The organism is Dyella ginsengisoli LA-4, assembly GCF_000334915.1.
Classification (GTDB): domain Bacteria; phylum Pseudomonadota; class Gammaproteobacteria; order Xanthomonadales; family Rhodanobacteraceae; genus Dyella_A; species Dyella_A ginsengisoli_A.
The window spans coordinates 1-12,270 of record NZ_AMSF01000045.1; the positions used below are offsets into that span (position 1 = coordinate 1).

Annotated in this window: 8 protein-coding genes; 1 reads left to right on the top strand and 7 read right to left on the bottom strand. The window is 70.0% G+C overall.

Annotation, left to right across the window (positions count from 1 at the left end; all coding sequences use genetic code 11):
• Positions 1 to 2,437 (bottom strand): Ig-like domain-containing protein (locus tag C693_RS0111770; protein ID WP_026107370.1); only part of this gene is annotated, 2,437 nt, incomplete at its 3' end.
• A gap of 190 nt (positions 2,438 to 2,627) precedes the next feature.
• Between C693_RS0111770 and C693_RS0111775 the strand changes: the two genes are divergently transcribed.
• Entirely contained in the window at positions 2,628 to 3,608 is a 981-nt protein-coding gene (locus tag C693_RS0111775; RefSeq protein WP_017462478.1) for a bile acid:sodium symporter family protein, read from the top strand.
• Between the two features lie 19 nt (positions 3,609 to 3,627).
• On the opposite strand, the gene mgtA is transcribed toward C693_RS0111775, so the two are convergent.
• From mgtA to C693_RS21675, 6 genes are all read right to left on the bottom strand, one after another.
• On the bottom strand, positions 3,628 to 6,279 hold the full coding sequence (gene mgtA, locus C693_RS0111780; protein ID WP_017462479.1) for a magnesium-translocating P-type ATPase: 2,652 nt from the start codon (positions 6,277 to 6,279) through the stop codon (positions 3,628 to 3,630).
• Between the two features lie 159 nt (positions 6,280 to 6,438).
• Positions 6,439 to 6,612, bottom strand: coding sequence for a hypothetical protein (locus C693_RS23725; RefSeq protein WP_017462480.1), 174 nt, complete (start codon positions 6,610 to 6,612; stop codon positions 6,439 to 6,441).
• A 292-nt stretch (positions 6,613 to 6,904) separates the two neighbouring features.
• The gene (locus tag C693_RS21670; protein WP_017462482.1) at positions 6,905 to 8,257 is read right to left on the bottom strand and encodes a TolC family protein; all 1,353 of its coding nucleotides are present in this window, start codon (positions 8,255 to 8,257) and stop codon (positions 6,905 to 6,907) included.
• A complete protein-coding gene (locus C693_RS0111800; protein WP_017462483.1) occupies positions 8,254 to 8,565 on the bottom strand; it encodes a DUF3240 family protein in 312 nt (103 codons plus the stop codon). The genes C693_RS21670 and C693_RS0111800 overlap by 4 nt, the downstream gene beginning before the upstream one ends.
• A gap of 21 nt (positions 8,566 to 8,586) precedes the next feature.
• Positions 8,587 to 11,655, bottom strand: a complete 3,069-nt coding sequence (locus C693_RS0111805) for an efflux RND transporter permease subunit (RefSeq protein ID WP_017462484.1) — start codon at positions 11,653 to 11,655, stop codon at positions 8,587 to 8,589.
• Position 11,656: 1 nt separating this feature from the next.
• Positions 11,657 to 12,270, bottom strand: a 614-nt coding sequence (locus C693_RS21675) for an efflux RND transporter periplasmic adaptor subunit (RefSeq protein WP_017462485.1), incomplete at its 5' end; no start/stop codon positions are given.

The window sequence follows — 12,270 nt, forward strand, 5'->3', positions numbered from 1 at the left end:
GGCGCGAGCCGTAACCGTCCAGCCAGGCCTTCCAGCTGCCGCTGTGGGCGGCCTCGTTGCTGCTGCTGGTGATCACGCCGCTGGTCTGGGTCCACACCGTGGCACCGCTCTCGAAGTCGCCGTTGCCGATCAGCTCGGTGCTGCCGCCACCGGTGCTGTTGGACACGCTGAAGCTCACCGTGCTGCTGGTGCCGATGTTGCCGGCGGCGTCATAGGCCTTGGCGACCAGGCTGTGCGAGCCATTGGCCAGCGTGGTCGAGTCGAGGCTGGTGCCGTACGGCGCGCTGGTGTCGGTGGCCTTCAGCGCGCCGTCGACGTAGAACTCCACCTTGGTCACGCCGGCGTTGTCGCTGGCGCTGGCCGAGAGGGTCACCGTACCGCTGCCGCCGCTCTCCGAGGCGCTCACCGTCGGCGGCGTGGTGTCGCCCCCGCTGCTGCCATTGGAGACGCTGAAGCTCACCGTGCTGCTGGTACCGACGTTGCCGGCGGCGTCGTAGGCCTTCGCGACCAGGCTGTGCGAGCCGTCGGCCAGCGTGGTCGAGTCGAGGCTGGTGCCGTACGGCGAGCTGGTGTCGGTGGCCTTCAGTGCACCGTCGACATAGAACTCCACCCTGGTCACGCCGACGTTGTCGCTGGCGTTGGCCGACAGGGTCACCGTGCCGCTGCTGCCGCTCTCCGAGGCGCTCACCGTCGGCGGCGTGGTGTCGCCGCCGCCGGAACCCTCGGTCACCCATACCGGTGCCGACCACAGGCGCAGGCCGTCATCCTGGGTGATCTTGGCGTAGTAGAAGTGATCACCGGTGCTCGGGGTGGTGGTGGTGGTCGCCGTCTGCGACAGCGTGCTGACCGTGCCGTTGCTGCCGGGCACACCCTCGAACACCTGCACGCGCTGCGCGGTGTGGCCGGAGCTGCTGGCGTAGTTCACGGTGAGCGTCAGCGGGCCGGAGTTGCTGAAGCGCTCGCCCATCACGTGGCCGTTGGCGGTGAGCACGATCTGCGCAGTCTTGTCCTCGGTGGCGAACACGCGGCGGGCGCGCAGCGCGTCGAGGAAATCCGACAGGTTCAGTGCTGCGCCGTTGGGCAACAGCACGCCGGTGCGGTTGGTGAAGCTGGCGCCCCAGTTGGCGCAGTGGTTGTCCTGGTCCGAACTCGGGGCGACGTGGTAGCCGCGCTCCAGGATGGTGTTGAACGCCGACTCGTAGCTGGTGCGGCTGGTCTCGGTCTCGGTGGTGTTGTGGGAGAACGCGGAGCTGTTGAGCACCTCGGCCAGCACCATCACCGCATCGCCGTCGGCGGTGTAGCCGAAGTTGGTGCCGTTGACCACGAACTGGCCCGAGCTGGCCGGGTGGTTGAACTGGCCGATCCAGCCGTTCGTGTGCATCAGCGTGTACAGCGAGGCGTAGTCGCTCTTGGCGGTGTAGATGTCGCCGATCAGCTGGTTGGAGCTGTTGTATTCCCACTCCAGCAGGCTCGGCGTATTGAAGATGTTCATGTGACCGCCGTTGCTGATCACGCCCCACTCCAGGCCATAGATGGCGAGGAAGTTGGCGTGCGCGGCGTTGAACGTGCTGGCCGCCTGCAGACCCGACTGGAACAGGTTGTGCGCGGTGGTCGGGTTGGCCGAGCTGTTGGTGCCGGTCGAGCCGTCGTACATGTGGTTGTGCTCGGACGTCATCAGGAAGTCCAGGCCTTCGTTCATCGCGTACTGGTAGGCGTCGGCCGGGCCGTACGGTGCGCTCTGCGGCGGCTGCGCGTCCTTGCAGGTGGACACCACGCCGCCACCGTCGCTGTGGTTGGTCTGGCTGTGCAGGTTGCCGTAGTAGATGGTGTACGGCAGGCCGCCGGTGGTGCTCACCGACTGCATGGTCACGGCCTGGGTGGTGCTGGCCTGCGTTGCCGGGCGATGCATCGGCAGCGCATGGAAGGCGGGCATCGCCGGCTTCGCCACGCTGCCGACCATCACGTCGTAGCGCTGCTGCTCGATCAGTTCGGGCGCCCTGGCCCGCGCCAGGTCCAGTGCCTGGCCGACCAGGCCGGAGCCGATCCGCGCCACAACCGTGTCGTCCATCGCCAGCGCGCGCAGGCGCACCGTGTAGTAGCCCGGGGCCAGCGCCGCGTGCTGGGCATCGCGGCCGTCCCAGTTCATCCGTACCAGGGAGTCGCGTGCCCTGGCCAGGGTGGTGCTGCCCTGCCAGTGCCGGCGCACCTGGCCGGAGGCATCGAGCACGTCTACTTCCCAGGCAATCGGCGTTCCGGGCGCCGCGCCCGGGTACTCGAAGTGCAGGGTGATCGGGCGCGTGGCCGAGGCCGTGAACGGCACCTGCAACGCAACGCCGAATTCCTGGTGGTCCGGCAGCGGCATCGTCGCCAGCGCCGGGGTACAGAACACCGCGCCGGCCAGCACGAGGCTGCCAGCTATCCGTGATTTTCTCTGCATGACTCCCTTTCCCCTACGTCAATGTAAGAAGTTCCCCCGCGCGGCGTTATATGGCAGGCCGACATGGCGCGGGTATGACCAAAGTTCCTAGGACTCCCGCAAGGGTTTGCGCTTTGGCGCCAGCATGCGGCCTGCGCGGCAAGCCACCGGCCGGATAGACTCGCGGTTTTGCCAAGCCCATCACGAGCGCATGCGCCGCCTGCCCATCGATCCGTTTACCCAGGCCTTGCTGGTCACCATCGCGCTGGCCTCGCTGCTGCCCTGCCGTGGCCTCTGGGCCACCGGTTTCGATCGCGTCACCGACGCGGCGATCGCCCTGCTGTTCTTCCTGCACGGCGCCAAGCTTTCGCGCGCGGCGGTGCTGCACGGCATGACCCATTGGCGGCTGCATGCCAGCGTATTCGCCTGCACCTTCGTGCTGTTCCCGCTGCTCGGCCTGCTGCTGCGGCCACTGATGGGCGTGGTGCTGACGCCGGCGCTCACCCTCGGCGTGCTCTACGTGTGCACCCTGCCCTCGACCGTGCAGTCGTCGATCGCGTTCACTTCGATGGCCGGCGGCAACGTGCCGGCGGCGGTGGTCAGTGCGTCGACCTCCAGCCTGATCGGCACCGTGCTCACGCCGCTGCTGGTGGGACTGACGGTCGTGGCGCACAACGGTAGCCACGCTTTCTCGTGGCACGCGGTGCAGAGCATTCTCACCCTGCTGCTGTTGCCGTTCGCCGCCGGGCATCTGTTGCGCCCGTGGATCGGTGGCTGGGTGGACCGGCATCGGCCGCTGCTGCGCTACACCGACCAGGGCACGATCCTTCTGGTGGTCTACACCGCCTTCAGTGCGGCAGTGGTGGAGGGGCTGTGGAAGACCACGCCGCCGCTGGCGCTGCTCGCCACGCTGGGCGTCGACGCGTTGCTGCTGGCGCTGGTGATGCTGGCCAGCTGGTTCGGCTCAGGATGGCTGGGCTTCGCCCGCGCCGACCGCATCACGATGTTCTTCTGCGGCTCGAAGAAGAGCCTCGCCACCGGCGTGCCGATGGCGAAGATCCTGTTCGTCGCGCTGCCCGGCGGGCTGGGCGGGATCGTGCTGCCGCTGATGATCTTCCACCAGCTGCAGCTGATGGTCTGCGCGGTGATCGCCCGGCGCTTCGCCGAAGGCGCTGACGCCGCATCGGGTTGAAGCGACCGGTCGCCGCGATCTAAAGCCAGCGTCCGAAACGGCGGATGTACAGCCGCTTCACCAACTGGGTCAGCACGCTGTAGCTGACCAGGGTGAGCACCAGCCAGCCGAAATAGGCCGGCGGCAGCGGCACCATGCCGAGCTTGGCGCCGACCACGGTGAACGGGATCACCAGGCCCAGCGTAATGATCGCTGCGGTCAATGCCAGCACCGGCGCCGAGGCCATGCTCTGCAGGAACGGGATGCGCCGAGTGCGGATCATGTGCACGATCAGCGTCTGCGACAGCAGGCCCTCGATGAACCAGCCGGAGTGGAACAGCGACTGCTGCGCCGGGGAGTTCGCGCCGAACACGCGCCACATCAGCCAGAACGTGGTGATGTCGAAGATCGAGCTGATCGGCCCGATCCAGGCCATGAACCGGCCGATGTCGCTGGCGTCCCACTTGCGTGGGCGACGCAGGTACTCCTCGTCGAGCCGGTCGAACGGGATCGACAGCTGCGAGATGTCGTACAGCAGGTTCTGCACCAGGATCTGCAGCGGCAGCATCGGCAGGAACGGCAGGAACGCGCTCGCCACCAGCACGCTGAACACGTTGCCGAAGTTCGAGCTGGCGGTCATCTTGATGTACTTCATGATGTTGCCGAAAGTGATCCGTCCCTCGATCACGCCCTCCTCCAGCACCATCAGGTTCTTTTCCAGCAGGATGATGTCGGCCGACTCCTTGGCGATGTCGGTGGCGGTATCCACCGAGATGCCGACGTCCGCCTCGCGCAGCGCCGGCGCGTCGTTGATGCCGTCGCCGAGGAAGCCCACGGTGTGGCCCTGGCGCTGCAGCGACTTCACCACCCGCGCCTTCTGCAAAGGCGACATCTTGGCGAACACGGTGGTGCGCGCCACCAGCGCGTCCAGCGCCGCGTCGTCCAGCGGCTCGATGTGCTTGCCCTGCGCCGAGTGCTCGACATCCAGCCCGACTTCGCGGCAGATCTTGCGCGTCACCGCCTCGTTGTCGCCGGTGATCACCTTCACCGCCACGCCGTGGTGATTGAGCGCGCGGATCGCGGTGGCGGCCGAGTCCTTCGGCGGATCGAGGAAGGCCAGGCAGCCGACCGCGGTCAGCCCGGCCTCGTCGGCCACGCCGTAGGCGCGCCCGGCCGCGGGCTGCTGCCGGATCGCCACCACCAGCACGCGCAGGCCGTCGTGGTTGAGCTCGCGCGTCATGTCCTTGATCGCGGTGCGGCGCTCGGCCGTCATCGGCACCAGTTCGCCGCCGATGCGCGCGTGGTCGCAGATCGCCAGCATCTCCTCCACCGCGCCCTTGCACACCAGCAGGTGATCGCCACTGGCATCGCCGAGCACCACCGACATGCGGCGGCGCTGGAAGTCGAACGGGATCTCGTCCACCAGCCGGTACATGCCGGCGGCGGGCTCGAGGTCGCGGTGCTCCAGCACCGCCTTGTCCATCAGGTTCTTCAGGCCGGTCTGGAAGCGGCTGTTGAGGTAGCCGAACTCCAGCGCCTCGTCGGATTCCTCGCCGTCGAGATCCAGGTGGCGCTCCAGCACGATCCTGTCCAGCGTCAGCGTGCCGGTCTTGTCGGTGCACAGCACGTCCATCGCGCCGAAGTTCTGGATCGCGTTGAGGCGCTTGACCACCACCTTGCGCCTGGACATCGCCAGCGCGCCCTTGCCGAGGTTGGCGGTGACGATCAGCGGCAGCATCTCCGGGGTCAGGCCCACCGCCACCGACAGCGCGAACAGCAGCGCCTCGAAGAAGTTGCCCTTGTCCCACCAGTTCAGCGCGAACACGATCGGCACCATCACCGCCATGAAGCGGATCAGCAGCCAGCTGACCGACTTCACGCCGCGATCGAAGCTGGTCTGCACGCGCTGGCCGGTGAGGCTGCGCGAAATCGAGCCGAGGTAGGTGCGGCTGCCGGTGGCGACCACCACGGCGGTGGCGGTGCCGCTGATCACGTTGGTGCCCATGTAGCAGACGCTGGACAGCTCCAGCGGGTTGGCACTGCCGGCATCGAGGAGGTCGCGGCCGCTGGGCGCGGCCTTCTCCACCGGCAGCGACTCGCCGGTGAGGATCGCCTGGCTGATGAACAGGTCCTTGGCGGCGAGCAGGCGCAGGTCGGCCGGCACCATGTCGCCGGCGGCCAGGTGCACGATGTCGCCGGGCACCAGCTCGACCACCGGCACCTCGATCCGCTCGCTGTGGCCGTCGGAGGCGCGGCGGGTGACGCTGGCGGTATTGCGCACCATCGCCTTGAGCTTTTCCGCCGCCTGCGAGGAGCGGTATTCCTGGGTGAAGCTCAGCAGCACGCTGATCGCCACCATCACCATCACGATCACCGGGCCGGTGAGGTCGCTGGCGTCGGTGGCCAGCTGCACCACGGCCAGCGACAGCAGCACGATGATGAACGGGTTGAGGAAGGCGTGCAGCAGCTGCCGCGACCAGTGCGGCGGCTTTTCGTGCGACACCTCGTTGGGGCCATCGGCCTGCAGGCGCGACTGGATCGCGTCCTCGTCCAGGCCGTCCAGGCCGGTGGCGAGGGTGGCGAACAGCTCGTCGACCGGACGCCACGCTTCGGCGGCCGCCGCGATGGTCGGGGTCGGGGAGGTCTTGCCCGCGGTCTTGCGCGCCGCGTGGAGAGGGGGCTGCCGGGTCATGCGAAAGCTTCCGTCGTTGCAGGTTTGCGTTCCGCCGGAAGCCAGGAAGGGAGTGTCAGCTGGCTGCCGGTACAAGCGAACGTGGCCGCGATCGCGTCTGCGACCGCGGCTGCCGAGAGCCTGGCGGAGGCCAGCCCTTGCGGATGACGCAGCAACGCATCAGTGCAGGCCAGGCAGCGTGGACGGAGCAGAGGCGGCGCGCTCGGCGACACGCGCGGAAGCGCTGCGCGGAGCCGGCACGGTGACGGTATAGCGGCGCTCGGCACGGGAACGCACGCCGAACAGCGGCGGACACAGGGCGCGCCAGCGGAAGGAATCGCGAAGGAGCTTCATGGGCCCATCTCCTCGGGTTACGGTGCCTGTTGCACCGTCGGGAGTGGGCCGGACGTTTCCTAGTGGAAAGCGTCGGCCGACCGCAGGCGGTCGCCGCAGGCGTTCGACTTGTTCTGCAACGCCGGCACCCGATGCTCGCGGGAGTCGGCGTTGCGACTAGGGTAGACGTCCATATGCCTTGGGTTGGTTGGACTGGGGTTGCGTACCGGCACGAGCGCGCCGGACGGCGCGCGGATTGTTGTGCTGCAGCAGGGCGCTGTCAATGCCCGGGGCGACGAAAGTTCCTGCGCCATCAGCCGCCCGCCGGCAACGCCGGCAGGGCCGGGTGGAGCAGCGAAGCGGTGCCGGTGTCGGTACTGGTGTCGGCGGCGGCCGGCATGTCCTCGTCGTGGTCGCCCGGATCGTGGCGATGCCACACGGCGTGGGCGTCGACCTTGACCCGCGTGACCGATTCGATCGCGTCGATCTCGGCACGACTGGCGGCCAGCTCCGCCTCCTGGGCGGCCCGTTGCGCGATCAGCATTTCGTCCAGGCCCAGTTCGCCCAGCGCATAGCCGCGCGCGGCCCGGTCGGCGCTGGAACGGGTCGCCAGCGCCGCCTGCTGCTGGCGCTGCCAGATCGCGTAGCGTGCGCGCGCCAGCGTCACCACCTGGCGCGCGTCGCGGCCGACATCGCGGCGGACCATCGCCAGTTCGGCCTCGGCGCCCATCGCATCGGCGCCGGCAGCGGCCGCTTCGGCCGCGCGATAGGAGACACCGAGCGGCATGGTCACGGTCACGCCGAAGGCGTGCTCGCGGCCGCCGCGGTCGCTGATCATGCGCAGGCCGATCTGCGGATCCGGCAGACGGTCGGCCCGCGCGCGGCGCGCCTCGGCGTCCTTCTTGCGGGCGATCGCCGCGGCGGTGCCGATCTCGTGACTGCGCTGCTGGATCAGTGCCACCCAGGCACTGTCGCTGCCGTCCAGCGGCGTCGGCGCCGCCGGCAGGCGGAGGCGATCCGGCAATGGCAGGTCGGGGAACGCCGAGGACAGCGCCAATCGCGCGGTGTCGGCGTCGGCCTGCGCCTGTGCCACGGCCGCCTCGGCCTGCGCCACCGCGGCATCGAGCGCGATCTGGTCGCGTGCGGCCGCGTCACCGAGCTGCACGCGCCGGCTCACCGCAGCGCGCTCACGCTGCCATGCCGCCAGCTGGGCCTCGCGCAGGGTGGCGGCCGCGGCGGCACGCTGCCAGTCCGTCCACAGCGCGAGCAGCCGACGGGCCGCCGCATGGTGCGCATCCTCGAATGCCAGGCTGGCCGCTTCGCGCCCGGCCGCACCGATCTCCCGGTCCAGCCGCGCCTTGCCCGGCCAGCGCACGCCGCGGGAGAGATCGACTTCCCACTCGCGGTAGCGGCGATCGCCGTCGATGCGGCGGGTCTGCGGGATCAGCGTGAGCTGCGGCTCGTGCGGACCGACCTGGCGCATGCGCGCCTCGGCCTCGGCGCGGTCGAGCAGTGCCTGCGCCGCGCGTACTTCCGGCGTGGACTGGATCACGCTCAGCACCAGCTCCTGCGGCGGCAGCGAGGTGTCCGGCACGGTCTGTTGCGCAAGGGCGGCCGGCGCGACCAGCGCGGCGGCCAGGGCGAGGACGAGCAGCACGCGCTTCATGCCAGCTCTCCCATCGCATCGACCGGCTCGATCCACCAGCGGATCCGGCTGTGCGCGAAGCGCGCGGCCAGCATGTCCAGCACGCGCTGCACGTCGCTGTCCGGCAGCACGATCCACAGCTGCAGGCGGTCGATGCGGCCGCGCACGCTTTCCTGCACGGTGGCGCGGGCGAAACCCTCGCCGTGGCCGGACACCAGCGCGGTGGTGAAACCGGGCAGGGCCGGCTGCAGGTCGAGCAGGGCCTCGACCAGGGTCTCTTCCAGTTCACGTGCGGCGAGGATGGTGAGCCGCTTGAGGATGAGCGTCATGGGAATCTCCTTGCGGCCCGGTCAGGCCTTCGACTCGCCGTAGCGACGGAACAGCACGGGCAGCAGCAGCAGGGTGAGCGCGGTACAGGTGACCAGGCCGCCGATCACCACGATCGCCAGCGGCCGCTGCACCTCCGAGCCCGGGCCGCTGGCGAACAGCAGCGGTACCAGCCCCAGCGCGGTGATCGAGGCGGTCATCATCACCGGCCGCAACCGGCGCAGCGCGCCCTCGCGTACCACCTCGGCCATCGCCAGGCCGGTGGCGCGCAGCTGGTTGAAGTGGGTCACCAGCACCAGGCCGTTGAGCACGGCGATGCCGAGCAGCGCGATGAAGCCGACCGACGCGGGCACCGACAGGTACTGCCCGGTGAGCCACAGGGTGATCACCCCACCGACCAGCGCGAACGGCACGTTGCACAGGATCAGCACCGCCTGGCGTACCGAACCGAAGGTGGAGAACAGCACCAGGAAGATCAGCCCCAGCGCGATCGGCACCACCACCGCCAGGCGCGCGGCGGCGCGCTGCTGGTTCTCGAACTGGCCACCCCAGATCACCGAGTAGCCAGCCGGCAGGTGCACCTGCTGCTGCACGCGCTGGCGCGCCTCCTCGACGAAGCCGACCAGGTCGCGTCCGGCCACGTTGGCCTGCACCAGCGCGAAGCGCGAGCCGTTTTCGCGACGCACCTGCACCGGGCCGGCACCGGGCTCGATGGTCGCCAGCTGGTCCAGCGGCACCTCGCCGGCATCACCGCGGGCCAGGCTGAGGCGCTCGAACTGCGCGGGCGTCTGCGCCACCCACGGCGCGCCGCGCACCAGCAGCGGCGTGCGCCGCTGCTGCTCCAGCACCACGCCGGCGCCCTGCCCTTCCAGCTGGCCGCGCAGCTCGTCCTGCACCGCCGACACGTCCAGCCCGTAGCGGCCGGCGAGCATGCGGTCGACGCGCACGCGCAGGTAGCGCACGCCTTCCTGCGTCTGCGCGATCACGTCCTGGCTGCCCTGGGTCGCCTGCATGATCGCCGCGATGCGGTTGGCGAGCTGGTTCAGCGTGGACAGGTCCGGGCCGAACACCTTCACCGCCACGTCGCCGCGGCTGCCGGTGAGCATCTCGGACACGCGCATCTGGATCGGCTGGGTGAAGCCGTACTCGATGCCGGGGAAGTCGGCCATCACCGCGCGCAGCTGATCTTCGAGCCAGGCGTTGCTGGACTCGCGCCACTGCGACTTGGGCTTGAGCTGCAGGAACATGTCGGTCTCGTTGAGGCCCATCGGATCCAGGCCCAGCTCGTCCGAACCCAGCCGCGCGATGACGTGCTCCACCTCGGGCAGCTTCGCCTTGATCGCGCGCTCGATCGCCATGTCCTGGTCGCGCGAGGCCTCCAGGCTGATCGACGGCTGCTTGACCAGCTGCACCAGCATGTCGCCCTCGTCCATGGTCGGCATGAAGGTCTTGCCGGTGCCCAGGTAGGCGCCCACGCCGAGCAGCAGCACCACGCCGGCGCCGATGCCCATCGCGCGGCCGTGGCCCAGCGACCAGTCCAGCAGCGGACGGTAGCCGCGCTCGATCTGCCGCATCAGCCACGGCTCGCCGTGCGCGTGTTCGCGCAGCAACAGCGAGCACAGCACCGGGATCACCGTCATCGACAGCGCCAGCGAGGAGGCCAGCGCGAACACGATGGTCAGCGCCACCGGCCCGAACAGCTTGCCCTCCAGCCCCTGCAGGGTCAGCAGCGGCACGAACACCAGGCAGATGATCACGATGCCGGCGCTGACCGGCTTGGCCACCTCGACCACCCCGCGGTAGATGCGGTGCACCCGCGGCAGCTGCGTTCCACCGGCCTGGGGAGACAGCTGGCTGACGGTGTTCTCCACCACCACCACGGCCGCGTCCACCAGCATGCCGATGGCGATCGCCAGGCCGCCCAGGCTCATCAGATTGGCGCTCATGCCGAACATCTGCATCAGCATGAAGGTGCACAGCGCGGCCATCGGCAGCGTCAGCGACACCACCAGTGCGGCACGCACGTCGCCGAGGAACAGCAGCAGCAGGATCACCACCAGCACGGTGGCCTCGATCAGCGCGTCCTTCACCGTGCCCACGGCGCGCTCGATCAGCGCGCTGCGGTCGTAGAACACCTGCACCTTCACCCCGGGCGGAAAGCTGGCCTCGAGCTCGGCCAGCTTGGCCTGCACCTGCTGCACCACACGCTGCGCGTCGGCACCGCGCAGGCCGACCACCAGGCCCTCGACCGCCTCGCCCGCGCCGTCGCGGGTGACCGCGCCATAGCGGGTCATCGCGCCATAGCGCACCTCGGCCACGTCGCCCACGCGCACCGGCACGCCGTCGCGACTGGCGATCACCACCTCGCGCACGTCCTCCAGGCTGCGCAGCGCACCCTCGGCGCGCACGATCAAGGCGTCGTCGCCGTCGCGCAGGCGGCCGGCGCCGTCGTTGCGGTTGTTGCGCTCGAGCGCGTCGACCACGTCCCTGAAGTGCAGTCCGGAGGCGGAGAGGCGCGCGCGGTCCGGCTCCACCAGGTAGCTGCGTACTTCACCGCCGAGCGCGTTGAGGTCGGCCACGCCGGGAATCGTGCGCAGCGCCGGGCGGATGGTCCAGTCCAGCAGCGTGCGCCGCTCTGCCAGGCTCAGGCCGCCGCCCTCGATGGTGAACATGTACATGTCCGACAGCGGCGTGGCGATCGGCGCCAGGCCGCCGGAGATGTCCGGCGGCAACGATCCGGACGCCGCGGCAAAGCGCTCGGCGACCTGCTGGCGCGCCCAGTAGATGTCGGTGCCGTCGCGGAAATCGAGGGTGACGTCGGCGATCGCGTACTTGGCGGTGGAGCGCAGCATCACCGCATCGGGAATGCCGAGCAGCTCCATCTCCAGCGGAGTGACCACGCGCGCCTCGACCTCCTCCGGCGTCATGCCCGGCGCCTTCAGGATCAGCTTCACCTGGGTCGGCGCGATGTTCGGGTAGGCGTCGATCGGCAGCCGCATGAAAGCCCACACGCCGCCGCCCGCCAGGGCCAGCGCGGCCAGCAGCACCAGCAGGCGCTGCGACAGCGAGAATTCGATCAGCCGGCGCAGCATGTCACTGGCCTCCGGCCGGCATGGCATCCAGGCGTGCCGCACCGCGCACCACCAGCTCGCTGCCGGCGGCGACCGGGCCAAGCACCACGCTTTCGCCGCCGGTGGTCTGCGCCAGGCGCTGCACCGGCACGGCGACGTAACCGCCGCCGCGGGCGACGTAGACCCAGGCCTGGCCCTGGCGCTCGACCACCGCTTCGGAGGGCACCCGCACCGCGCCTGCCGGGGCGGGCAGAAGCAATGTGGCGCGGGTCTGCTGGCCGACCAGCAGGCGGCCGCCGTCGACCTCGGCGCGCACGCGCACGGTCTGGCTGGCCGGATCCACCGCGCCACCGATCTCGCTCACCCGCCCCTCGGCGCCACCGGCCACCTGCACCGTCAGGCCGGGGCGCAACGTGGCCATGTCGCGGGACGGCACCTGCATTTCCAGCATCACCTGGCTGCCCGCGGCCAGCACGTAGGCCTTGGCGAACATCGCCACCGGCTCGCCCAGCTGCAGCGAGCGCTCCAGCACGCGGCCGGCGATCGGGGCGCGGAGCTCGTAGGTGCCGGGGACCGCGCCGGCAGGCGCCGTGGCGCGGGCCGCCTGCAGCTCATGCAGGCGGGCCGCCGCGGCCG